Source organism: Falsiroseomonas frigidaquae, from assembly GCF_012163145.1.
GTDB classification, from domain to species: Bacteria; Pseudomonadota; Alphaproteobacteria; order Acetobacterales; family Acetobacteraceae; genus Falsiroseomonas; species Falsiroseomonas frigidaquae.
Genome location: NZ_JAAVTX010000007.1, coordinates 446,484 through 468,526, shown reverse-complemented (window position 1 = coordinate 468,526; position 22,043 = coordinate 446,484). Strand labels below are relative to the sequence as shown.

22 protein-coding genes are annotated in these 22,043 nt (G+C 69.3%); 13 read left to right on the top strand and 9 right to left on the bottom strand.

Going from position 1 to position 22,043, the window contains the following annotated elements; all coding sequences use genetic code 11:
* Nucleotides 1–21: 21 nt before the first annotated feature.
* A complete protein-coding gene (locus tag HB662_RS24855; RefSeq protein ID WP_245185906.1) occupies nucleotides 22–1,290 on the bottom strand; it encodes an HlyC/CorC family transporter in 1,269 nt (422 codons plus the stop codon).
* Nucleotides 1,291–1,574: 284 nt separating this feature from the next.
* On the opposite strand from HB662_RS24855, the gene HB662_RS24850 reads away from it, so the two are divergent.
* From HB662_RS24850 to HB662_RS24825, 6 genes are all read left to right on the top strand, one after another.
* Nucleotides 1,575–2,756: a urate hydroxylase PuuD gene (locus HB662_RS24850; RefSeq protein ID WP_168053934.1), complete on the top strand. Its 1,182-nt coding sequence runs from the start codon at nucleotides 1,575–1,577 to the stop codon at nucleotides 2,754–2,756.
* The gene (gene uraH, locus HB662_RS24845; RefSeq protein ID WP_168053932.1) at nucleotides 2,753–3,091 is read left to right on the top strand and encodes a hydroxyisourate hydrolase; all 339 of its coding nucleotides are present in this window, start codon (nucleotides 2,753–2,755) and stop codon (nucleotides 3,089–3,091) included. The genes HB662_RS24850 and uraH overlap by 4 nt, the downstream gene beginning before the upstream one ends.
* A 35-nt stretch (nucleotides 3,092–3,126) precedes the next feature.
* The gene (locus tag HB662_RS24840; RefSeq protein WP_168053930.1) at nucleotides 3,127–3,744 is read left to right on the top strand and encodes a DUF2243 domain-containing protein; all 618 of its coding nucleotides are present in this window, start codon (nucleotides 3,127–3,129) and stop codon (nucleotides 3,742–3,744) included.
* 66 nt (nucleotides 3,745–3,810) lie between these two features.
* Entirely contained in the window at nucleotides 3,811–4,785 is a 975-nt protein-coding gene (locus HB662_RS24835) for a 3-hydroxyacyl-CoA dehydrogenase family protein (RefSeq protein ID WP_168053928.1), read from the top strand.
* Nucleotides 4,782–5,546 carry an SDR family NAD(P)-dependent oxidoreductase gene (locus HB662_RS24830; protein WP_168053926.1) on the top strand — a complete coding sequence of 255 codons (765 nt, stop codon included), beginning with the start codon at nucleotides 4,782–4,784 and terminating at the stop codon, nucleotides 5,544–5,546. The genes HB662_RS24835 and HB662_RS24830 overlap by 4 nt, the downstream gene beginning before the upstream one ends.
* A gap of 86 nt (nucleotides 5,547–5,632) precedes the next feature.
* Nucleotides 5,633–6,052 (top strand): VOC family protein, encoded by a 420-nt coding sequence (locus HB662_RS24825; RefSeq protein ID WP_168053924.1) that lies wholly within the window; start codon nucleotides 5,633–5,635, stop codon nucleotides 6,050–6,052.
* A gap of 16 nt (nucleotides 6,053–6,068) precedes the next feature.
* Here HB662_RS24825 and HB662_RS24820 read toward each other — a convergent pair whose 3' ends face one another.
* Nucleotides 6,069–7,136, bottom strand: coding sequence for an LLM class flavin-dependent oxidoreductase (locus HB662_RS24820; protein ID WP_168053922.1), 1,068 nt, complete (start codon nucleotides 7,134–7,136; stop codon nucleotides 6,069–6,071).
* Nucleotides 7,137–7,260: 124 nt separating this feature from the next.
* Between HB662_RS24820 and HB662_RS24815 the strand changes: the two genes are divergently transcribed.
* A complete protein-coding gene (locus HB662_RS24815; protein WP_168053920.1) occupies nucleotides 7,261–8,214 on the top strand; it encodes a tripartite tricarboxylate transporter substrate binding protein in 954 nt (317 codons plus the stop codon).
* On the opposite strand, the gene HB662_RS24810 is transcribed toward HB662_RS24815, so the two are convergent.
* On the bottom strand, nucleotides 8,211–8,597 hold the full coding sequence (locus HB662_RS24810; RefSeq protein ID WP_168053918.1) for a RidA family protein: 387 nt from the start codon (nucleotides 8,595–8,597) through the stop codon (nucleotides 8,211–8,213). The two genes, HB662_RS24815 and HB662_RS24810, sit on opposite strands and share 4 nt — an antisense overlap.
* A gap of 74 nt (nucleotides 8,598–8,671) precedes the next feature.
* Between HB662_RS24810 and HB662_RS24805 the strand changes: the two genes are divergently transcribed.
* Nucleotides 8,672–9,886, top strand: a complete 1,215-nt coding sequence (locus HB662_RS24805; RefSeq protein WP_168053916.1) for a Zn-dependent hydrolase — start codon at nucleotides 8,672–8,674, stop codon at nucleotides 9,884–9,886.
* Between the two features lie 340 nt (nucleotides 9,887–10,226).
* The gene (locus tag HB662_RS24800; protein WP_168053914.1) at nucleotides 10,227–13,352 is read left to right on the top strand and encodes a polysaccharide pyruvyl transferase family protein; all 3,126 of its coding nucleotides are present in this window, start codon (nucleotides 10,227–10,229) and stop codon (nucleotides 13,350–13,352) included.
* Between the two features lie 81 nt (nucleotides 13,353–13,433).
* On the opposite strand, the gene HB662_RS24795 is transcribed toward HB662_RS24800, so the two are convergent.
* The 5 genes from HB662_RS24795 to HB662_RS24775 all read right to left on the bottom strand — a co-directional run bounded on the left by HB662_RS24795 (nucleotide 13,434) and on the right by HB662_RS24775 (nucleotide 17,605).
* Nucleotides 13,434–14,264, bottom strand: coding sequence for an alpha/beta hydrolase (locus HB662_RS24795; RefSeq protein WP_342449581.1), 831 nt, complete (start codon nucleotides 14,262–14,264; stop codon nucleotides 13,434–13,436).
* Nucleotides 14,261–15,238, bottom strand: a complete 978-nt coding sequence (locus tag HB662_RS24790; RefSeq protein ID WP_168053912.1) for a D-2-hydroxyacid dehydrogenase family protein — start codon at nucleotides 15,236–15,238, stop codon at nucleotides 14,261–14,263. The genes HB662_RS24795 and HB662_RS24790 overlap by 4 nt, the downstream gene beginning before the upstream one ends.
* Nucleotides 15,239–15,296: 58 nt before the next feature.
* Nucleotides 15,297–16,166, bottom strand: a complete 870-nt coding sequence (locus HB662_RS24785) for a hypothetical protein (RefSeq protein ID WP_168053910.1) — start codon at nucleotides 16,164–16,166, stop codon at nucleotides 15,297–15,299.
* Nucleotides 16,167–16,268: 102 nt separating this feature from the next.
* A complete protein-coding gene (locus HB662_RS24780) occupies nucleotides 16,269–16,706 on the bottom strand; it encodes an acyl-CoA thioesterase (protein ID WP_168053908.1) in 438 nt (145 codons plus the stop codon).
* Complete coding sequence (locus HB662_RS24775) at nucleotides 16,703–17,605, bottom strand: ABC transporter substrate-binding protein (protein WP_168053906.1); 903 nt, start codon at nucleotides 17,603–17,605, stop codon at nucleotides 16,703–16,705. The genes HB662_RS24780 and HB662_RS24775 overlap by 4 nt, the downstream gene beginning before the upstream one ends.
* A 67-nt stretch (nucleotides 17,606–17,672) precedes the next feature.
* Here HB662_RS24775 and HB662_RS24770 point away from each other — a divergent pair, with 67 nt between their 5' ends.
* From HB662_RS24770 to minE, 4 genes are all read left to right on the top strand, one after another.
* Complete coding sequence (locus HB662_RS24770) at nucleotides 17,673–18,635, top strand: Bug family tripartite tricarboxylate transporter substrate binding protein (protein WP_168053904.1); 963 nt, start codon at nucleotides 17,673–17,675, stop codon at nucleotides 18,633–18,635.
* Between the two features lie 176 nt (nucleotides 18,636–18,811).
* Nucleotides 18,812–19,591 (top strand): septum site-determining protein MinC, encoded by a 780-nt coding sequence (gene minC / locus HB662_RS24765; protein ID WP_168053902.1) that lies wholly within the window; start codon nucleotides 18,812–18,814, stop codon nucleotides 19,589–19,591.
* Nucleotides 19,592–19,688: 97 nt separating this feature from the next.
* Complete coding sequence (minD, locus tag HB662_RS24760; RefSeq protein WP_168053900.1) at nucleotides 19,689–20,507, top strand: septum site-determining protein MinD; 819 nt, start codon at nucleotides 19,689–19,691, stop codon at nucleotides 20,505–20,507.
* Nucleotides 20,504–20,797: a cell division topological specificity factor MinE gene (gene minE, locus HB662_RS24755; RefSeq protein WP_168053898.1), complete on the top strand. Its 294-nt coding sequence runs from the start codon at nucleotides 20,504–20,506 to the stop codon at nucleotides 20,795–20,797. Before minD ends, minE begins: the two co-directional genes overlap by 4 nt.
* Here minE and HB662_RS24750 read toward each other — a convergent pair.
* The gene (locus HB662_RS24750; protein ID WP_168053896.1) at nucleotides 20,794–22,035 is read right to left on the bottom strand and encodes a glycosyltransferase; all 1,242 of its coding nucleotides are present in this window, start codon (nucleotides 22,033–22,035) and stop codon (nucleotides 20,794–20,796) included. The genes minE and HB662_RS24750 overlap by 4 nt on opposite strands.
* Nucleotides 22,036–22,043: the final 8 nt, after the last annotated feature.

Sequence of the window (22,043 nt, the reverse complement as noted above, 5' to 3'; positions counted from 1 at the left end):
GCCCCGGAAGAACTCCGCCGCTCAGGCCTCCGGCGCGGCCGGCAGCGGCCGCACCACCAGCCGGTCGATCCGCTGGCCGCGGCGTTCCAGCACGCGCAGGGTATAGGGACCGATCGCGACCTCGGTGCCCACCTTCGGGATGCCGCGCTGGCGCGCCACCAGCAGGCCGCCGATCGTCGCCGCCTCGTCCTCCGGCAATTCCCAGCCGAGTTCCCGGTTGATGTCGCGCACGCGCAGGTCGCCGCGCACCTCGACTTCCCCGTTCTGCGACAGGTCGCCGAGGATGGCCTCGCCGCGCTGCACGATCTGCCCGACCACGACCTCGACGATGTCCTCCAGCGTGACGATGCCCTTCAGGGATCCGTATTCGTCCAGCACCATCGCCATCTTGATCGGCGCCTTGCGGAATTCCTGCAGCTGCTCGCGCAGCGGCCGCGTCTCGATCACCAGGGAGGCCGGATGCGCCACGGCGGTGAGGTCCATTCTGGCCGCGTCGCCCTCTGCCGCCTGCAGCGCCCGCAGCACGTCCCGCGCATGCACCACGCCGAGAATCTCCTCCCCATCCCGGCCCCATAGCGGGAACCGCGCATGCGGGGAGGCGAGGACCTTGGCCAACAACGCTTCCGGCTTCTCCGCCACATTCAGCGCGACGACGCGGGACCGGTGGGTCATCACGTCGCGCACCGCCATGTCGTCCAGCGCCAGCACGCCGCGCAGCATGCCGCGTTCCTGCCGTGCCGCGAGATCCGCGGGGCCCGCCTGGCCCATGCCGTGCAGGTCGATGGCGCCGAGCAGTTCATCCTCCGTGATGCCGGGCCGCTCGCCCTCCGGCGCCTTGAAGCCGAACAGGCGCAGGGTGCCGCGCACCACCATGTTCACCAGATCCGCCACCGGGCCGAGCAGCTTCATGGTGGTGGACAGCACCGGCACCACCCGCAGCGCCGCGGCATCCGGCGATCGCAGCGCCAGCGTCTTCGGCAGAACCTCGGAGAAGATGACCAGCAGGGCGGTCATCACCAACGACGCATAGGCGACGCCGCCTTCGCCGAACCAGGAGATCAGCAGCGCCGAGGCCAGCGCCGTGGCGGTGGTGTTGACCAGGTTGTTGCCGACCAGGATGGCAGCCACCACCCGGTCCTTGCGCTCGCTCAGCCGGCCGAGAGTTGCTGCCTTGCGGTCGCCTTCCTTGGCGCGCCGGGTGACGAAGGCGCGGCTTGCTGCGGTGAAGGCGGTTTCCGTGCCGGAAAACATGGCGGAGGCACACAGCAATGCCAGGATGATCCCGAGCATCACCAGACTGGTTCCGTCCATCGACCGCCAAGACCTCCGCCACGGCAGGGACCGCGCCGCGGAATGCGGCCGGGCGCCTGCCGGGCGCAACAGCTACCACACAAGGCCGCCGCTTGCAGGGGTCGGGGCGGCGGGCGGGCACACAAGGCCGCGGGCGGGATCCCCGGCCGCCATTGCCGGGGGACGCTGGACGGGGGACGCTGGACGGCAGCCCCGCCTGGCGCGAATGTTGCTTTGCAACACGCGCCGCGGGGCCTCTCCCGCGCCCAAGGACCCCCGGGACGATGGACCTCGCCTACCTCGCCGAATGGGCGAACCTGCTGATCCGCTGGCTGCACCTGATCACCGGCATCGCCTGGATCGGCACCAGCTTCTACTTCATCGGCCTGGACAACCAGCTCGACCCGCCACGCGATGGCAACCCCCTGGTGAAGGGGGAGCAATGGTCGATCCATGGCGGCGGCTTCTACCACAAGCAGAAATACGCCAATGCCCCTGCCAGCCTGCCGGAGAAGCTCCACTGGTTCAAATGGGAGGCGTACTGGACCTGGATCAGCGGGTTCAGCCTGTTCATGCTGATCTACTGGGGCCAGGCCAACACCTATCTGGTCGACCCCGCCGTGATGGACCTGTCGCCTGGCGTCGCCGTGGCGATCTCGGCGGCGATGCTGGTGGCGGGGTGGGTGGTCTACGACCTCGCCTGCCGGTCGAAATGGGGGGAGAACGAGGCGCTGCTCTCGGCCTTCGGCGTCGGGCTGCTGGTGGTGGCGGCCTTCGCGGCCTGCCACATCTTCTCCGGCCGCGGCGCCTTCCTGCAGATCGGCGCGATGACGGGCACCATCATGGTGGCCAATGTCGCCATGGTGATCATCCCGGGTCAGCGGAAGATGGTGGCCGCGATGCAGGCGGGGCAGGTGCCGGATGCCAAATATGGCCGCTGGGGCAAGCAGCGCAGCGTCCACAACACCTACCTGACCCTGCCGGTGCTGTTCCTGATGATCAGCCCGCACTACCCGATGACCTGGGGGGCGGAGTGGAACTGGGTGGTGCTGCTGGCCATCACCCTGGCGGGTGCGCTGGTGCGGCAGTTCTTCGTGCAGCGGCAGTTCGGCCGCAACCCGGTAGCGCTGCCCGCCGCCGCCGCCGTGGTCATTGGCATCATGGCCTTCGTGCTGATGCCGGCCCGCACCCCGGCCGGGATGGCGGCGCCGGCCTTCGCCGAGGTGCAGGCCATCACCGCCGCCCGCTGCGCCACCTGCCACGCCGCCCGCCCGACGCAGGAAGGCTTCGCCGAGGCGCCGAAGGGCGTGCGGCTGGATGAGCCTGGGCAGATCCGCCGCTGGGCGCAATCGATCCGCCAGCAGGTGGCGACGGAGGCGATGCCGCCCGGCAACCTGACGGAGATCACGGCGGAGGAACGCGCCAGCCTGATCGCCTGGGTCGCCGCCGGGGCGCCGCGCGAATGAAGCCCTCCGCGCTCACCACCCACATCCTGGATACGGCCAGCGGCCGGCCGATGCCGGGCGTGACGGTGGAGCTGTTCCGCCACGAGGCCGCCGGTCCGGTGAAGGTCACGCAGGCGGTGACCAACGCCGATGGCCGCACGGATGCGCCTTTGCTCGATGCAACGACTTTCGCCCCAGGCACCTATGAGCTGCGCTTCCACATCGGCGCGCATTTCGGTGGCGAGGGGTTCCTCGATGTGGTGCCGATCGTGGTGCGGCTGGCGGCGGGGCAGGGGCATTATCACGTGCCGCTGCTGTGCTCGCCCTGGTCCTACGCCACCTATCGCGGCAGCTGAACGAACCGCGCGGCAGCCTCCGGCGTTGCCGCGCCATGCAGACCAACCCCGGCCGCCTGACCCTGCCCGCGCTGCTGATCGGCTTCGCCCTCGGCGGCTTCCTGGACGGCATCCTGCTGCACCAGATCCTGCAATGGCACCATTTGCTGAGTGGCGTCACCGCCGCCTCCGACCTGCGGCTGCAGATGTTCTGGGACGGCATCTTCCACGCCGCCCACTACCTGCTGGGCTTTGCCGGGCTCTGGATGTTGCTGTCCCGCCGCGCGCATGCCACCGATCCGGGCGCGCGGCGAGCCCTGGTGAGTGCCAGCCTGATCGGCTTCGGCGCCTGGCACCTGCTGGATGCGGTGCTGAACCACTGGATCCTCGGCCTGCACCGAATCAGGGAGGGTTCGCCCAACCTGCTGGCCTGGGACCTGGTGTTTTTCGGGCTGGGCCTGGTGAGCGTGGCGCTGGGCATCTGGGTTTCGCGTCGGCGGAGTGGCGGGGGCGGGCGTACCGTTGCGGCGGGGCTCGCCGCCTGCGTGCTGGCCGGCGCCCCGGCCTCGGCGCTGCCGCCGCGCCAGGTGGACCCGGCGGTGCAGCAGATCGTCACCGGCGGCCTGCTGCCCGGCTTCTGCGCCGCCTGGACGCGGATCGCGCCCCCTCGCTGACCCGCGACTTGCCCGAAGCGCGGGGCCGGGCCAGTTTCGCGGCCGGGATTCGGGATGGGAACGCATATGGCCAGCGCAACGGGCATCAAGGTCGCCGTCATCGGCGCCGGCACCATGGGGCACGCCCTCGCCTTGGTCTTCGCCCTGGGCGGGCATGAGGTGCGGCTGACGGACAGCAGCATGGCCACCCTCGACAAGGCCGGTGGCCTGATGGAGACGGCGCTGGAGACGCTGGTGGTGGCCGGGGAGGCGCCGCGCGAGGCGGATGCCGAATGGCTGCATCACGCCGTGACCCGCCTGCCGGTGCTGGCCGAGGCGCTGGAAGACGCCGATCTGGTGTTGGAGGCGATCGTCGAGCAGCCGGACGCCAAGCGCGCCCTGTTCGAGGAGGTGGACCGCCTGGCCCCGCCCGGCGCCATCATCGCCAGCAACACCAGCTACCTCGACCCTTTTCCGCTGATCCCGGAGCGCCGGCAGGGCCGGGCGCTCATCATGCATTGGTACACGCCACCCTATCTGGTGGATCTGGTGGACATCGTCGGCGGCCCGACCTGCGACCCGGCGGTGGTGGAATTCGCCGTGGGCTTCTGCCGCGCCATGGGCAAGCGCCCGGTGGTGATGCGGAAGTTCGTGCCCGGCTACATCGCCAACCGGGTGCAATCCGCCATCGCGCTGGAAGTCCAGAAGCTGCTGGATGAGGGCGTCGCCACCGCGGCCGAGATCGACACCGCGATCATCGAGGGCATCTCGCTGCGCCTGCCGATCCTCGGCGTGCTGGCGAAGGCGGATTTCACCGGCCTCGCCTTCACCCAGACCAGCCTGAAGAACCGCATGTACGAGCCGCCGCCGGTGCGTGGGCAATGCGATGCGGTGGATGCGCTGGTGGCGCAGGGTCGCACCGGCGTGATGGCTGGCGCCGGCTTCTACGATTGGCCGGGCGAGACGGCCACGGTGCTGGAGGATCGTGACCGCCGGCTGCTCGCGCTGAAGCGCGCGCTGCGACAGATCGGCACGCTGGCGGGGGAGGGACGGGACCAATGATCACCTACGATCTTCGGGGCAAGGCGGCGCTGGTCACCGGCGGCGCCTCCGGCATCGGGCTGGCCACCGCGACGCTGCTGGCGCGCAGCGGCTGCGATGTCGCGATCAATTTTCTCGAAGGCGATGCGCGCGGTGCCGAATCCGTCGCGCGCCTCCAGGCCGAGACCAATGCGCGCATCCTGCCCGCGCCCGGCAATGTGGCCGATGCGGCGGATGCGGCGCGGATGGTTGGGCAGGCGGTGGCCGATCTCGGCCGGCTCGACTACCTGGTGAACAATGCCGGCACGCCCGGCACGCCCACCGCCATCGCACCGCATGAATTCGACCGGCTGACGGAGGAGCTGTGGGATGCGGTGCTGGAAGTGAATCTCCGCGGCGTGTTCCGCTGCGCCAAGGCGGCCGGGCCGGCGCTGCGCGCGGCGGGGGGTGCGATGGTCAACATCGCCTCGATCGCCGGCATCAACTCGGCCGGGTCTTCCATGGCCTATGGGGCGACCAAGGCTGGCGTCATCTCGCTGACCAAGAACCTGGCGCGCGGCCTGTCGCCGGAGGTGCGGGTGAACGCCGTGGCGCCCGGCGCCGTGGACAGCACCTGGATGATCGAATGGACGGAGGAACAGCGCCGGTCTTCCATCGAGAACGCGTTGCTGAAGCGCCGCTGTACGCCGGAGGATCTGGCGGAGGTCATCGTCTTCCTGCTCGCCGGCGCGGCCATGGTGACCGGCCAGACCATCGTGGTGGATGGCGGGCTGACCACCTGAGCGTCGCGGTGCCGTGATGCGGCGGGTGGGTTGCAACACTTAACTGAATGGTTAAGTTTTGCGGCGCCCCAGCAGGAAAACCCGCCATGCCCCGGATGATCTTCGTCAACCTGCCCGTCACGGATCTGCCGCGCGCGGTCGCCTTCTACGAGGCGATCGGCGCGCGGAAGAACCCGCAGTTCAGCGACGACACCGCAGCCTGCATCGTCTTCTCCGACACCATCCACGCCATGCTGCTGACCCACGCCAAATTCGCGCAGTTCACCAGCAAGCCCATCATCGACGCGCACGGATCCTGCGAGGTGATGAACGCGCTCTCGGCCGACAGCCGCGAGGAGGTTGACGATCTGGTGGGCCGCGCCGGCGCCGCGGGCGGCGTGAAGGATCCGACGCCGACGCAGGATCTCGGCTTCATGTATGGCCGCAGCTTCGAGGACCCGGATGGCCACATCTGGGAGGTGTTCTGGATGAACATGGAAGCTGCCGGCCAGGCGCCCGCCGCGTGACGGCGGCGTAGGAACGCTACTCCGCCGCCAAAGCGGGTGCCGTCGCGCGGAAGCGCGGCGCCACCTCCTGCATGAACAGCCGCAGCGATTGCGCGGCGAGCTCCGCCGGCATCGGGCCGAGGCGGAAGCTGCCGATGACACCGCCGATTCCTGTCGCCTCGATCTCCGCCATGCGCGCGGCGACCGTGGCGGGGGAACCGGCGATCAGCGCCTTCGCCGGGTCGACGCGCGCGGGCGGCGCGGTTTCCTTCTTCATGATGATGCCCTGCTCGCGGTAGATCCGCTCCCGCAGGGATTTGCGCTGTTCCTGCATGGCGACGAAGTTCGGCACGGCGATGCGCAGTGCCTCGTCATCCGTCTCCGCCACGAAGATGTTGCGCCAGCACCAGCTTTCCTGAAGGCAGGCTTCCACCTGTTCGGCGCTGAAGCCGGATTCCGCCATGGTGGCGCGGTACTGCAGCAGGCGGTCGCGCGTGGTCTCGTAGGACTGCACATTCATCAGGAAAGGCAGGCCGCGCCGTGCGAGATGCAGTGCACCCGCTTCCGACGATGCCGCACTGACAACATAGGGATGCGGCTTGGTGAACGGCGTCGGCCTCAGGCGCGGGATGTTCAGCGTCCAGTGCTTGCCCTCATGCCGCATGCCCTCGGGACTGGTCCAGGCCTTGAGCATGATGCCCTCGGCTTCCTCATAACGCTCCAGCGCCTCCTCCGCCGGAATGCCGTAGCCCTGGTATTCGTAGACGTTGTAGGCGGTGCCGCGCCCCAGCCCGACGATGACGCGGCCGCTCGAAAGGTTGTCGAGCAGCGACATCTGCTCCGCCAGCCGTGTCGGGTGGTGCAGCGAGACCTGCGCCACGGCGAAGCCCACCTTGATGCGCTTGGTCGCCGAGAGGATCGCGGCGGCGAAGGTCACCGGATCGACGTATGCGCAATTGCCATCGAAGTGATGCTCCGCGAGCCATATGACTTCGAAGCCCAGCTCCTCGCAGAGCAGCGCTTCCTCCATCGCCTCGCGGATCGCATCCGCATCGCGATCCGGGTCGCGGCTTTCGGGGAACAGGAAGTTGCTGAAGCGCAGCATGCGGGCCGCTCCGAAACGTCAGCACAAACCCTAGCCAGCGTATTCCATGCCCGCAACCTTCTCCTTGCAGCGCGGCAATGTGCGGATGCTAGGATGAGGCCTGCCCCTTGCGGAGGTTCAAGCCTTGCCCAAGCGCCGCAGCCTTCTCGCCGCCAGCCTCGCACTGCCGGCCCTCGTCTCCCGCGCCCATGCGCAGGATCGTCCGGCGCAGCTGATGGTGGGCTTCACGCCCGGCGGCAACATCGATCTCGCCGCCCGCATGGCCGCGCCCTTCTTCGAGAAGTATCTCGGCCACCAGGTCATCGTCGTGAACAAGCCCGGCGCGGGCGGCATGATCATGCTGAACGAGCTGGCCGCCGCCGCGCCGGATGGCCGCACAGCGGCGCTGGTGTCCTTCCCCGCGCTGGTCACCGCGCTGTACGACAATACGCCTCGCTACACGGTGGACAGCTTCGCCTATGTCGGCCTGCTGACCGATGAGCCCTACACCATCTTCGTCGGCCCCAATTCGCCCTACCGGTCGCTGGCCGACCTGGTCGCCGCGGCGCGCGCGCAGCCGGAGACGATCACCATGGCCGGCGCCGGCGTCGGCAGCGCGCCGCATCTCGCGCTGATGCAGCTGGAACGCGCCGCCGGCGTGCGCTTCACCTGGGTGCCGACGCCGGGCGCGGGCCAGGCGATGCAGCTGGTCCAGGGCGGGCATGTGGCGGGCTCCATCTCCACCGTCAGCCTGACCGTGCGGGCGCATATCCAGGGCACGCTGCGCGTGCTGGCGCTGATGTCCGAAAGCCGCTGGGACCGCGCGCCGAACCTGCCGACCACCGCCGAATCCGGCTGGAAGCTGGAGGCTGGTTCCGCCCGCGGCTTCGCCCTGCCCGCCGCCACTCCCGCGCCGATCCTGCAGCGGTGGGAGGAGGCGGTGCGCCGGACCGCGCAGGACCCTGAGTTCAAGGCGATGACGGACCGGGACTACCTGATCCTGCGCTACATGGACCGCGCCACCATGGCCGCCTTCGTGCAGCGGGAGAATGCCGCCTATGGCGCGATCTGGCGCAGCACGCCCTGGAAGCAATCCTAGTAGACGGCGGCGATGCACTCGATCTCGAGCAGGAAATCCGGCACCGGAAGTGCTGCCACCACGCAGGTGGTGCGCGCCGGCAGCGAATCCGCCGGGAAGGCCGCGGCGTAGAGGCGGTTCATCTCCGCCACGTCGCCCGCCCGCGTCAGCAGCACATTCGCCTTGAGGATGCTCCGCATGTTGCTGCCGCCTTCCGCCAGCGCACGTTGCAGATGGCCGATGACCAGGGCGAACTGCGCCGCGAAATCATCCTTCGGCACCCCATCCGGCCCCATCGGCCCGATGCCGGAGACATAGAGCGTCGCGCCATGGCGCACCGAGATGGCGAAGGGTGGCCAGGCGCGGCCGGTGGCGGGCGGCATGAAGCGGCTGATCTCGGGCATGGCGGCTCTCCTGGCTTTACGGCGCCACCAAGCGCGTTCCACCATCATCCTGCAACAGCCAAGCCGGACACATCATGCCGCAGGTCGATACCGCCCGTTTCCTGAAGGATTTGCACGAGCTCCGAAAGATCGGCGCCTACAAGACCGGCGTGCACCGCCCGACCTTCTCGCCCGAGGATATGGAAAGCCGCCGCTGGCTGATGGAGCGCATGAAGGAGTGCGGGCTGGAGCCCAGCATCGACGGCATCGGCAATGTCATCGGCCGCCATCCCGGCCCGGGTCCGAAGCTGCTGGTCGGCAGCCATATCGAAAGCCAGAACCAGGCCGGCTGGCTGGACGGCGCACTGGGCGTGATGGCGGGCGTGGCTCTGGCCCGCAGCGGCCTGCCGGTGGATGTCATCGCCTTCGCCGATGAGGAAGGCCACTACGGCGGCTTCATCGGCAGCCGCAGCTTCATCGGCGAACTTTCCGAGGATGAAATCGATCGCCTGTCGAACCGCTACCACGGCAAGACGCTGCGCCAGGCGCTGCGCGAGGCGGGGCTGGAGGGGCTGCCCCGCATCCAGCGGGAGCCCGGCCGCCACAAGGGCTTTCTCGAATTGCATATCGAGCAGGGCACGCAGCTGGAATCGGCCGGGCAGCAGGTTGGCGTGGTGAAGGGCATCGTCGCCATCTGGCAGTGGCGCATCACCATCGAGGGCATGCAGGACCATGCCGGCGGCACCACCATGGCGGAACGCCGCGACGCCGGGCTGACGGCGGTGCGGCTGCTGGCGATGCTGGATGAACGCATGCCCATGGCCTGCGGCCCGCGCAGCACCTGGACCTGCGGCCGCATCGCGCTGGACCCCGGCGCCGCCTCCATCATCCCCGGCAAGGCCGAAGTGCTGTTCCAGTTCCGCGATGTGGAGGAGCCGGTGCTCGCCCGCATGGAGGCCTGCCTGCGCGCCTGCGTGCAGGAAGCCAATCGCCGCGAACGCTGCGCCGTGACGCTGGAGGCGCTGAGCCTGTCGAAGCCGGCCTTGTGCGACGAGGCGATGCAGGACGCCCTGGCCGGCGCGGCCGAGGCGCTGGCCCCGGGCGCCTGGCGCCACATGCCCTCCGGCGCCGGGCACGACGCCCAGTACATGGCGAAGGTGATGCCTGCCGCCATGCTGTTCTCCCCCTCGATCGGCGGCATCAGCCACCATTGGGCGGAGGATACGAAGGACGAGGACCTGGCGAAGTGCGTGGAGGTACTGGCAGAGGGCGCGGCACGGTATCTGGCCGCCGGCCAGGCCGTGGAATAGGCCCTTCGCCTCATCGGGCTGTGCGCGGAGCCGGATCTGCCGATGCAGCCAGGCCGGCTGCATCCGGCGGCCGCGTTCAGCCGACGGCATTCCCCCCAATGTTTGCGAGCGGTGACATCAAACAGTGTGCCCGCACCGGCGAGTGGCGCTAAATGCCAGTCGATGTGAAGCCGCTTAACCGTAGCTATCGACCGGGCGGCGCTGTTCGGGCATTCTCATGCATGTCCTTCCGGGCTCCGGAGATGAAGCTGGAGGCATCACCACATGGCCGCCGGGCTTCACCTCAGAGCGGGCAGCGCCGAGGCGCCGGTAGGTAACTTTCGCGATTTCGGAGTACGCAATGTTCAAGGACATATCGGATGCACTCGTGCCCGTGCTGGCAGCGCGTGGACTCGACCGGCATGTCGCAAGGAAATGGGTGTATAACGATCTGTGCTCGGTTGTGGATTTCTCCTACCGCGATGTCCGTTTTGGTTTCAACATAACGCCGTCCCCGGAAGGCCTGGTTTCGCTCGACATCGTCCGCCGGGCGCATAAATCCCGCTTCCAGGTCACCGCCAGCCCTGGCGGCAAGGACCACCTGGCATCCGGCGTGGCGCTGGATGCGGCGCTCGGGATGCTGGAAGCCAAGACGCTCCAGCTTATCGAAGCCATCGACAGCCATCTGGACAGGCCGGCACCAGCCGCGGCGCAGGTTCAGGCGGGCGCCGCCACGGCAGCGGAGCGGCACCCGGGCTCGAAAAAGGTCGGCGTCCTGACCCTGCCGCTGAACACCAATTTCGGCGGCAACCTACAGGCCTATGCGATGATGCAGGTGCTGCGGCAGCTCGGCCACGAGCCTGTGCTGCTGAACCGCCGGCATCCGCAGCCTGGCGCTGCCGATCCCGCCGCGACGGCCGAAACCGATGCGGATCTGCCGCTGATCTCGAAATCGATCGCGATGGGCAAGGCGACGCTGCACGCGCCCTTCATTGAAAAGCATGTCGCGCCGCTGTCGCGGCGTTTCGATTCGTCCTCCGATCTGCGCCGGACCATCGGCCGGTATGAGCTGGACGCGATCATCGTCGGAAGCGACCAGGTCTGGCGCCCGAAATACGCGAAGTCGATCCTGTCCGATTTCTTCCTGGGCTTCCTGCCGGAGGATGACCACAGGACCAGGCGGATCAGCTACGCGGCGTCCTTCGGCGCGCCAAACTGGGAATTCGACGGCCGGCAGACGGCCGAGGCGCGGCGCCTTATCGGGCGGTTCGCGGCTGTCTCGGTCCGGGAAGACAGCGGCGTTGCGCTGGCCCGGGACCATCTCGGCGTGGATGCGCAACACGTCCTTGATCCGACGCTGCTGCTGGAGCCCGGGCAATATTCGCGTCTGTTTTCAGCCAGGCCGCAGCCCTCCGGCGGTGATCGTCTGCTGACCTATATTCTGGATGGCAACGACGACAAGGCGCAGGTTACCGAGGCGCTGGCGCGAAGGCTTTCGATAAGTGCGTATTACACCAATGGACTTCCCGTTGGCGGCGAGGCGACATCGGGAAAGGCCGGGGGCGACAGATCAGTCCAGGGCTGGCTTGCGGCCTTCCATGGCGCTGCCTTCGTGGTCACGGATTCCTTTCACGGCGTGGCTTTCTCGATCCTTTTCAACAAGCCGTTCATCGCCTACGGCAATCCGAGCCGCGGCATGGCGCGGTTCACCTCCCTCCTGAAGATGTTCGGGTTGGAGGACCGTCTTGTTGGCGCGGCTGATGAAGTCGATATCGAGAAAATAACGCGACCTGTCGATTGGCGGATCGTGAACGAGCGGCTGGCAAAGCTGCGTACGGCCTCCCTCCAGTTCCTGAAATCGGCGCTGTCGGATGACGGTGATACGCGTGGAACAGCCCCGTCGCGGAGCACGGTTGCCGGTGCGGCGCCTGTGGCAGGGGCTGGGCTCGATACGGCAGCGGAGCCAAGCCAGAGGCACCCGCTGAACGTTCTCTGCACGGGATGCGGCGTCTGTGTTTCCGAATCGCGCGGCACCCTCAAGATGGCCTGGAGCGAGGACGGGTTCCTGGTACCGCGGGCGACCTCCGGCACCGTTCCAGCCGAGGCCGTCAAGGTCTGTCCCTTCAATCCGCGACCGGAAAAGGAGGTCGAGGACGAGGACGCCCTGGGCAGGATGTTCCTGCCCGCCGCCAGGAACATCGACGCCAGGGCAGGGCGGTTCGAAAACGCCTATATTGGCTACAGCAGGGAATTCCGGCCGACTTCCTCATCGGGCGGCATCGCCACCTATGTGTTGAAGAAGGTGCTGGAGCAGCGCGAGGTCGACTACCTGTTCGTGGTGCGCAGCGATGGTGGCAGTGGCTATCAGTACCAGGTCGTCGACAATGCCGACAACATCCAGAAGATTTCAAAGACGCGCTACTTTCCCGTGACGATGGAGAAGCTGTTCTCCGTCATCGAGCAGACCGAAGGCCGCGTGGCCGTGTCCGGCGTGGCGTGTTTCATCAAGGCAATTCGACTTAAGCAGCATTACAATCCGGAACTCAAGGAAAAAATTCCATTCCTTGTGGGCATCATCTGCGGCGGCCTCAAGAATCGCTGGTACACCGATTTTCTGGCGCAGAGTGCCGGAATCGAAGGCGCCTATACTAACCCCGAATACCGGGTGAAGGATGCCGGAAGCTCGGCCGGAGATTATTCATTTGCTGCGCTGGATGAGGAATCCAGGCTGCGGCAGGTCAAGATGCGGCGCGTGGGCGACATGTGGGGAACCGGGCTCTTCAAGGCAAAGGCCTGCGATTTCTGCACCGACGTCCTGACGGAACTGGCTGACATTTCCCTGGGAGATGCCTGGCTGCCGAAATACAAGTCGGACGGAATGGGCAACAGCGTCGTGTTGACGCGGAGCGCGCTAGCGGAAACGATTATCCGGTCCGGGATCGCAGCAGGAGAGCTTGTCCTCGAGGAGGTTCCCGTCGCCCGTGTCGTCGAATCGCAGAGTGGCGGTTTCAATCACAGGCAGAATGCGGCGAAGTTCCGGGCCTGGCTGGCGGATTATTTCTCCGCAATTCCCGTTCCTGCCATGCGCGCGAGGCACATGCGGCAGATCTCGCTCCCCGATGCGGTGGTGCAGTTGCATCGCGAGCGGACGCGCTCGAAAAGCCTCCGCTACTGGAACGAGACCAGGAACTTCGGATCCTTCATGGGAAAGATGCGGGCGTCGCTCGATGAGCTGAAGGTGGCGACGGCATCCCGCAGGGACGGCAGTGGTGAGAAGCTGACGGCGCTGTTGGCAAAACCGCAGATCCGAAACCTTCGCCAGGCGCAGCGCGGCGTGGCGGGACGCCAGCCCATGCTGCGTTGGCTGATGCGCCGGGCCCAGGGGCAGCAGGTGTTCCTCAACCTGTTGCGGGCGGCGCTGCTGGAGGCGAAGGCGGTCCGTCTGGGCGAGCCCAAGGCGGACAAGCCGCAGAACAGACCCTCATGATCATCCAGGACTGACGGCGCAGGTCCCTTTCCGGGACCGCACGCCGTCATGGACCGGCGCTGGCCGCTCCGTCGCCGCTCGTCAGCTCAGCAGCGTCTCCGCCAGCCGCAGCAGCGACCCGCCCGGCTGGCGCAGCGCCTCCAGCACCCGAAAGTGGTCGGCGCCCGGAATCGGCACCAGCGGCCCCGGCGCATGCGCCGCGCTGCGCAACGCATGGAAGTCGCGGCTGTGGCGCACCAGTTCCGGCAGCTCCGCGGTGCCGTAGGCAATGGCGAGCGGCTTGTGCACCACCGGCCGGCGCATCGGCGACAGCTCGGCGATCTCGGCCTCGCTGAGCTTCAGCGCCGCGTTCAGGTAGGTGTCGCGGATCGGCGCCAGTTCGAAGATGCCGGAAATCGCCAGCCCCGCCGTCACCGCCGGATGCTCCAGCGCCAGCGCCGTCAGATGCCCGCCGGCGGACCAGCCGGAGGCGACCAGCGGCCCCGCGATGCCATGCTGCGCGCCATGCTGCGAAAGCCAGTCCAGCGCCCGGTGCACCTGCCAGGCGATCTGCGTCAGGCTCGCCGCCGGCGCCAGCGTGTAGCCGTTGAAGGCCACCGACCAGCCCATCGCCAGCGCGCCCTCCGCGAGGTGGGAGAAATTCTCCCGTCGGTTGCGCTGCCAGTAGCCGCCATGGATGAAGACCAGGCAGGGCGCCGCCGGGTCGCGGCCCGGGAACAGGTCCCACGCCTCGCGCTCGCCCTCGCCGTAGAGCAGGTCGAGATGCCCGGGATGCGCGGCCCGGAAAGCCTCCGCCGCCGCATCGCGTTCCGCCATCAGTGCCGCGCTGTCCGCCACCGCTTCGGCATTGTTGTAGGCGGTGTCGCGCTCGGCCTGGCTGGCCGCCGCCCAGAAGCCGGGAAGCGCGGTCACGGCGTCAGCACGCGGACGGGCGCATCGGCCAGGTAGGCCTCGATCGCCTCCACCGCGCCCTGGAAGTAGGCCGCGAAATTCTGCCGCGAGACATAGCCGAGATGCGGCGTCAGCATCGTGTTCGGACAGGACATCAGCGGATGATCCAGCGGCAGCGGCTCGCGGTCGAACACATCCAGCCCGGCACCGGCGATGCGCCCTTCCTTCAGCGCCGCGATCAGCGCCGGCTGGTCGATCAGCGGGCCGCGGCTGGTGTTCACGATGTAGGCGCTGGACTTCATCGCCGCGAGTTCCGGCGCGGCCACGATGCCGCGGGACCGGTCGGACAGGATCATGTGCAGCGTCACCACATCCGCCTGGGCGAACAGTTCCGCCTTCTCCACCCGCGTCGCGCCGACGGCCGCCGCCGCCTCGGCCGTCAGGTTCTGGCTCCAGGCGATGGTCTTCATGCCGAAGGCCTGGCCAACCTTCGCCACCCGCGTGCCGAGCTTGCCGAGGCCGAGGATGCCGAGCGTCAGCCCCTCCACCGCCGTGCCGACGCTGTTGGGCTGGCCCTTGGCCTGCCAGGTGCCGGCGCGCAGGCTGGCCATCTGCGCCGGCAGGTCGCGCAGCAGGCCGAGGATCAGGCCCCAGGTGATGTCCACGGTGGGCGCGCCGCTGCTCGGCGTGCCGCAGACGGTGACGCCCTGCGCATTGGCGGCGGCCACGTCGAAGGCGCGGTTGCGCTCCCCGGTGGTCATCAGCAGCTTCAGGTTCGGCAGGCGCTTCAGCAGCGCGGCCGGGAAGGGGGTGCGCTCGCGGATGCCGAGGATGGCGTCGAAGGGCAGCAGGCGGGCCACCAGCGCATCCTGGTCGGCCAGCGCATCCTGGAACACCTCGATCTGCAGGCCCGGCGGCAGCCTGTCCCACGGACCCATTTCCCGGGCGACGCCCTGGAAGTCATCGAGGATCGCCAGCCTGCTCAGCGTTGCCATGCCGTGTGGTTCCTTCCGGATCGGGAGCGTCCGGAATGCGTGCTGCGGCGGCGTGTCGTCAATGGGGGGCGACGAGGTCCCAGCGGATGGTGCGACCCGGACGGATCGGCAGCAGGCCGGCGGGCTGGTCGCAAGGCGTGCCGTCGGCGGCACGAAGCTGCACGGGGCAGGGGGTGAACAGCAGCGCCTGGCGGCCTTCATCCATGCCGTCCAGCCCATCCGGCAGCGCCGCCAGGAAGTCCGTGGCCAGCGCCGCCGCCAGCGCCGGCACCGGTACCCGCACCTCCAGCCCGCGGCTGACCGGTGCCGGCGGCGGGGCATCCAGGCGCGGCGCCTCCCCGGGCAGCAGCAGCGCGAAGCTGCCATCGGCATCGGACCAGGTGACCAGCCGCACAAGCTGGCCATGCAGCAGCGTGGCGCATTCGAGCCGCCCGAGGGCGATGCCGCGGCCCCGCGCGTCCCGCAGCCGCCCGATCACCGCCGTCATGCCGGCCGGGATGGCGCGGCCCGGCGAGGGGCGCAGGCGAAGCGAAACCCGCAATGCCGCGCCAGCCCTCGCTTGTGGCGCATTGGCGCCCCGCGGCGGCGCGCCGATACCGGATTGCGGCGCTGTCGGCCGGGCCGGGAAGCGGGAGGGGACGACCACCGTCAGCGCCGCCGGCAGATAGCGGCGCTGCGGGTCCGTCACCAGGATCCGGCGCGGGCCCGGCGGCAGCTCATGCAGGCTGGTCACGCCGGTGATCGGGTCGAAGCCCTGCTCGGCACCGGCCACCCCGACCGCCTGCAACCGCAGCCCGGCGATCGCCGGCAGCCCGCCGGGCCTTCCCTCCGCCTCATAGCGCAGGGCATGGACCGAGAGCGCCGGCTCCGCCTGGATGCGGGGCGGCGGCGCGAAGCGCCAGGCAGGCAGAAGGCCGGTGGCGCTCATGCGGAACGGGGCCTGCCGGCTTGCATCACCTGATCCTTGACGATGGAAGCCAGACGCTAACGTCTGCACGAAAATGCCGCAACCTTCGGTTGTCCAGACTGATCAGGATGCAAGGATGGCGGAGGCTGCCTGGCGCAGCACGTCAGGCAGTGGCGTCGGGCGGCGCTGCGTCGCGCGGTCCACATAGACATGCACGAAATGGCCCTCCGCGCTCACCTGCCGTTCCTCGCCGCGAAAGATGCCGATGCCGTAGCGGATCGAGGTATTGCCGAGGCGCTCAACCCTCAGCCCGGCGGTCACCGGGTCCGGGAAGGCGAGCGGCGCGTGGAAGCGGCATTGCGTTTCCACCACCACGCCGATCACGGGGCTGTCCACCAGGTTGATGGCCCCGCTGCCCAACAGGAAGCGCGCGACTATCGTATCGAAATAGGAATAATACGTCACATTGTTGACGTGCCCGTAGATGTCGTTGTCCATCCAGCGGGTCGGGATCTCCAGGAAGAACCGGTAATCGTCCCGGCCTGGGAGGATCTTCGTCATGCCAGCGCCTCCGCCACCAGCGCCGTATCGACGCAGGCGGCGAAGCCGGGGCGGCGCGGGATCGCGCCGACGCCGAACATCGCCCCCTCCAGCGAATCGAACGCCGCCTCGGGGAAGACCGGGTCCTTCGCCCAGACGCCGAGCTCGCGGTAGCGCGCGATACCGGATTCGAGCAGCGCACGGTCCAGCCCCTCGAAATACGGCGCCACGGTTGCCGCCACCTCCGCCACCGGCGCCGCGTGCAGCCAGCGTTGCATCGCGGCCAGCCCGCGCACCAGGCCCAGCATCGCGGGCCGCTTCGCCACCAGCGCGGCGCGCGTCGCGTAGAAGGCGGTGTAGGAGGTGGGGCCACGGCTGGCCTGGGCGTGCCACACCGCGCCGCCGGCGGCGACCGCCTGGCTGGCGAAGGGCTCGAAAAGCTGCGCCACATCCAGCGTGCCATCCCGCAGCGCCGCCGCATTCTCCGCCATGCTCCGGCCGGCAGTGACCTTCATCGCGGCCGGATCCAGCCCCAGGCCGAGCAGATCCTGTTGCAGGCACCACCAGGGCGTCGGCACCTCGCTGACCACGCCAAGGCGGAATGCTGCCAGATCGTGCAACTTGAATCCAGGCTGTGGCCCGGCACCGACCAGCAGGAAGGGGTCGCGCATCACAACCCCGGCGAAGCTGACCAGCGGGCTGTCGGGATTCGCGGCGTGGTCGCGGATCACCCGCATCGGCCCCGACCAGGCGAGATCCGCCGCACCGGACAGCAGATTGGCCACGGCGCGGTCCGGCTCCCCCACCGTGATGAGCTTCACGGCCACCCCCTGGGCGGCGAAATCCCCGCGTGCCAGCGCGGCATAGAAGGGGCTGTAGAACAGCGCCCGGAACGGCTCTTGCAAGGTAATCGTGGTCACGCCCGTCTCCCGCTTCGGTGGGCATGTGACAACACCCGCGCATCCGAGAGAAGGGACCACCCCGGCCATGCCGCTATCCCGCCGCCACCTGCTCGCCATCCTCGCCGCCCCGGCGGTCCTGCCCTCCCTCGCGCGGGCGCAGTCGCGGCCGCTGCGGGTGGTGGTGCCCTTCGGCGCCGGCGGGCTGACCGATGTGGTGGCACGCATCCTGGCGGAGCACATGTCGCAGACCCTGGCCCGGCCGATGGTGATCGAGAACATCGGCGGTGCCGGCAGCACCATCGGCGCCTCGAACCTCGCCCGCTCGGCACCGGACGGCAATTCCATCATGGTCGGCAGCGTCGGCCATGCGGCCATGAAGGCACTCTATGCCAGCTTCCAGTACGATCCGGTGGCGAGCTTCGCGCCGGTTTCGCTGGTCACCCGGCAGCCCTTCGTGGCGGCGGTGCATCCCGCCATCCCGGTGACGGACCTGGCCGGCTTCATCGCCTGGCTGAAGTCGCGCAACGGCGAGGCGAATTTCGGTACCGCCGGCATCGGCGCCTCCTCCCACCTCGCGGCGGAGCTGCTGCGGAAGATGGCGGGTGTGGCCTTCACCGTGGTGCCCTATCGCGGCACGCCGGCGGCGGTGGCGGATCTGACGGCCGGGCGAATCGACTTCATGATCGACAGCCAGACCCTGCTGGCGCCGCTGATGGCGGATAACCGCGTCCGCGGCCTGGCGGTGACCAGTTCCGTGCGGTCCACCCTGCTGCCCGCCCTGCCGACCATCGCGGAGGCCGGGGTGCCCGGCTACGATGCCGCCGCCTGGCAGGCTATCTATGCCCCGGCCGGCACCCCGGCGGCGCCGATCCGCGCGATCGCCGATGCCGCCGCCGCCGCGCTGAAGGACCCCGGCACCTTGAAGCGCCTGAACGATGCCGGCGTGGACGCCTATGAGGATAATTCCCCCGAGGCGGCGGCGCGGCATCTGTCCGCGGAGGTGGCGAAATGGGGCGGGCTGGTGCGCGACCTTGGCCTGCGCGGCTGACCCTGCCTCGATTCGGGCCTCACGCGGCATGATAAAAGCAGGCGCCAAGCGCCTGCAAAGTGTCATGCCTGCGTGAGAAGGCTTCGCTCCCCGTGGCCGGGCCGGTATAGAGCAGGATCACGCCGTCCCCCAGATTCCATCCTCGACCCCTCCGGCCCGGGAAACCCCCCCTCGCGATGTCCGCCGCGCCCCAGTCTTCCGCCACCCCGCGCCTCGAGCCCTTCCGCCTGCGGGGGGCGAATTTCAACCTGCTGGTGATGCGGCTGCTGGACCATCGGGTGGAGGCCCTGGTGCCGGCGCTGGGCGACCAGTTCCGCCGCGCGCCCGGCTTCCTGCGCTTCGCCCCCGTTGTGATCGGGCTGGACGACATCCCCGCGCGGCCGGAGGAGGTGGATTTCGCCGCCCTGGTGCAGGGGCTGCGCGCCATCGAGATCGTGCCGATCGGCACCACCGGCGGCACGCATGAGATGCGGATCGCAGCGCAAGGCGCCGGCCTGCCGCCGCTGCGCCAGGCCGGCGGCGCGCGGGAGGAGGATCTGCCGATGGCACCCCCCGGCGCGCCGATGCCCCCGCCGCCGCCCGTCGCCGCGCCCCACCCGGCACCGCCGGCCGAGGCCCCGGCACTCCGCGCCGCCATGGTGGTGGACCAGCCGGTCCGCGCCGGCCAGCGCATCTGGGCGCAGGGCACCGACCTGATCATCGTCGGCACCGTCAATCGCGGTGCGGAGGTGATCGCGGATGGCAACATCCACGTCTATGGCCGGCTGCTCGGCCGCGCCATCGCGGGTGGCCAGGACAATGCGGAGGCGCGCGTCTTCGCGCTGAATTTCGACCCCGAGCTCGTCTCCATCGCCGGCTACTACGCGGTGCGGGAAGGGTTGGGGGAGGCACCGATCGGCAAGACCGTGCAGGCGCGGCTGGTCGGCGAGCATATGCGGTTCGACCCCGTCGGCTGAAAGCCGACCGGGCTTTGTTCCCTGGCGGCTGACGCCGCCGAGGTCATTCGGAAATGGTTGCGGCGTGCCCCGCGGGGCCGCGGTTGAGGGGGTCAGCATGGCGGAAATCATCGTCGTCACTTCGGGCAAGGGGGGGGTCGGCAAGACGACATCGTCCGCAGCCATCGCCACCGGCCTGGCGCAGCGTGGCAAGAAGACCGTGGTCATCGATTTCGACGTCGGGCTGCGCAACCTCGACCTGATCATGGGCGTCGAGCGGCGCGTCGTATTCGACATCGTCAACGTCATCAGCGGCGAGGCGCGGCTGAACCAGGCGCTGATCAAGGACAAGCGCGTCGATACGCTGTCGATCCTGCCGGCCAGCCAGACCCGGGACAAGGACGCGCTGACCAAGGAAGGCGTCGGCAAGATCATCGACGAATTGTCGAAGGACCACGACTTCATCGTCTGCGACAGCCCCGCCGGCATCGAGAAGGGCGCGCTGCTGGCGCTGTACTTCGCCGACCAGGCGATCATCGTGACGAACCCCGAAGTCTCCTCCGTCCGCGACAGCGACCGCATCCTGGGCGTGCTGCAATCCAAGTCGAAGCGGGCCGAGGAAAAGCGGGACCCGGTGCGCGAACACCTGCTGGTCACGCGCTACGACCCCGCCCGCGTCGAGCGGGGCGAGATGCTGAAGCTGGAGGATATCCGCGAGATCCTCGCCATCCCGCTGCTCGGCGTGATCCCGGAAAGCGAGAGCGTGCTGAAGGCGTCCAACACCGGCAATCCGGTGATCATGGACCAGGAAAGCGCCGCCGGTCAGGCCTACAAGGACGCGGTGGGCCGCTTCCTCGGCGACAAGATCGAGCACCGCTTCCTGGAGCCGGCCAAGAAGGGCCTGTTTTCACGTCTGTTCGGGGGGAGGGCGGCATGAGCTGGCTCGCTGATCTCTTCAAGAGTCGCAAACCGGAGCCGCCGACGGCGAGCAACGCCAAGGAACGGCTGCAGATCGTCCTGGCGCATGAGCGCATCGGGCGGACGCGGGAGGATTTCCTGCCGAAGCTGCAGATGGAGATCGTCGCGGTGGTGGCGCGCTACGTCGCGATCGATCCGGGCCGGGTGAACGTCTCGCTGGACCGCGGCGGGGACATGTCCACGCTCGCCATCGAGATCGACCTGCCGGGGCCGCCCGCCACCGCCAACCGGCGCGCCGCCGCCGGCTAGACCAGGGCCGCGGTGAGGATGCGGATGGCTTCGGCCACCCCGTCCTCGCCCGCCATGCGCGCCGAGATGCGCCCGGCCGCAGCGCCCATCCCCGGGTCGCCGACCGCCTGCCGGATGGCCGCCGCCAGGCGCGGCGCCGTCAGTCTGCGGAACGGAATCGGCGCCGGCCCGGCCCCCAGCGCCTGAACCCTTCGGCCCCAGAAGGGCTGGTCGCCGAAGAACGGGCATAGGATGGACGGGCGGCCGGCGCGCAGCCCGGCATCCGTGGTACCGGCCCCGCCATGGTGCACAACCGCGGCCATGCGCGGGAACAGCCAGCCATGCGGCGCGTCCGGGATGACGAGGATGCCCGGCCTCGGTGCCTGCAGCGCCAGTCCGCCCCAGCCGGTCGCGATCACGCCGCGTTGCCCGGCGAGCGCCAGCGCCTCCGCCACCAGGCTGCCCATCCGCGCCGCATCCTCCGTCGGCAGGCTGCCGAAGCCGACATGCACCGGTGGTGGCCCGGCGGCCAGGAAGGCGGTGAGTTCGGGGGGCGGGGTCCAGTCCTTCGGCACAGGCAGCGTCCAGGCGCCTGTCACATGGGTGCCTGCATCCCAATCGGCCGGGCGCGGCAGCAGCGCCGGGCTGTAGGCATGCAGACGCCCGGCGGGCGGCGCGCCGCGCCCGGCCGGCGGCAGGCCCAGCGCCTGCGCTCGCCATGCCCGCAGCGGCGCGCGCGCGATCCGCTCCGCGGCGCGCAGCATCAGGGCATGGCTCGCCCGGTTCAGCGGTCCCAGATCGGCGAAGGGCAGCAGCGGGGAGGGGAAGGCGGCGGTCGGCGCCAGGGCCGGCAGCGGCAGCGCGACGAAGGCCGGTATGCCGAGCCGTTCCGCGATATGCGCCCCGCCCAGCGCCTTCGGGTGGCAGACCAGCAGCGCCGCGCCCTGGGCCGCCTGCCACTGCGCCTCCAGCAACCGTCGGAACATCGGCCCACGCCCGCGCACCAGGCGTAGCGTCGCCAGCAGCCGGTGGCGGCCGGAGATCGCCGCTTGGCCCTGCGGTGTGTCGATCAGCTCCAGCATCTCCCCCGGCAGCGGCGCGAAGGCCACGCCCTCCGCCTCCACCGCCGCCTGGAAACGAGGCGCGGTGGCCAGGCGCACGGCGAAACCCGCCTTTCGCAATCCGCTGCCGAGCGCCAGGAAGGGCTGCACATCGCCGCGCGTGCCCAACGTCTGCAATACGATCAGCGGTCCCGGCATCAATCCTC

Coding starts and splice junctions, on each gene's coding strand:
- uraH (WP_168053932.1), top strand. CDS start 2,753: ATGAAGCCCTCCGCGCTCACCACCCACATCCTGGATACGGCCAGCGGC.
- HB662_RS24850 (WP_168053934.1), top strand. CDS start 1,575: ATGGACCTCGCCTACCTCGCCGAATGGGCGAACCTGCTGATCCGCTGG.
- HB662_RS24750 (WP_168053896.1), bottom strand. CDS start 22,035: ATGCCGGGACCGCTGATCGTATTGCAGACGTTGGGCACGCGCGGCGAT.
- HB662_RS24770 (WP_168053904.1), top strand. CDS start 17,673: ATGCCGCTATCCCGCCGCCACCTGCTCGCCATCCTCGCCGCCCCGGCG.
- HB662_RS24835 (WP_168053928.1), top strand. CDS start 3,811: ATGGCCAGCGCAACGGGCATCAAGGTCGCCGTCATCGGCGCCGGCACC.
- HB662_RS24855 (WP_245185906.1), bottom strand. CDS start 1,290: ATGCTCGGGATCATCCTGGCATTGCTGTGTGCCTCCGCCATGTTTTCC.
- HB662_RS24790 (WP_168053912.1), bottom strand. CDS start 15,238: ATGGCAACGCTGAGCAGGCTGGCGATCCTCGATGACTTCCAGGGCGTC.
- HB662_RS24785 (WP_168053910.1), bottom strand. CDS start 16,166: ATGAGCGCCACCGGCCTTCTGCCTGCCTGGCGCTTCGCGCCGCCGCCC.
- minE (WP_168053898.1), top strand. CDS start 20,504: ATGAGCTGGCTCGCTGATCTCTTCAAGAGTCGCAAACCGGAGCCGCCG.
- HB662_RS24825 (WP_168053924.1), top strand. CDS start 5,633: ATGCCCCGGATGATCTTCGTCAACCTGCCCGTCACGGATCTGCCGCGC.
- HB662_RS24840 (WP_168053930.1), top strand. CDS start 3,127: ATGCAGACCAACCCCGGCCGCCTGACCCTGCCCGCGCTGCTGATCGGC.
- HB662_RS24800 (WP_168053914.1), top strand. CDS start 10,227: ATGTTCAAGGACATATCGGATGCACTCGTGCCCGTGCTGGCAGCGCGT.
- HB662_RS24780 (WP_168053908.1), bottom strand. CDS start 16,706: ATGACGAAGATCCTCCCAGGCCGGGACGATTACCGGTTCTTCCTGGAG.
- HB662_RS24805 (WP_168053916.1), top strand. CDS start 8,672: ATGCCGCAGGTCGATACCGCCCGTTTCCTGAAGGATTTGCACGAGCTC.
- minC (WP_168053902.1), top strand. CDS start 18,812: ATGTCCGCCGCGCCCCAGTCTTCCGCCACCCCGCGCCTCGAGCCCTTC.
- HB662_RS24830 (WP_168053926.1), top strand. CDS start 4,782: ATGATCACCTACGATCTTCGGGGCAAGGCGGCGCTGGTCACCGGCGGC.
- HB662_RS24820 (WP_168053922.1), bottom strand. CDS start 7,136: ATGCTGCGCTTCAGCAACTTCCTGTTCCCCGAAAGCCGCGACCCGGAT.
- minD (WP_168053900.1), top strand. CDS start 19,689: ATGGCGGAAATCATCGTCGTCACTTCGGGCAAGGGGGGGGTCGGCAAG.
- HB662_RS24810 (WP_168053918.1), bottom strand. CDS start 8,597: ATGCCCGAGATCAGCCGCTTCATGCCGCCCGCCACCGGCCGCGCCTGG.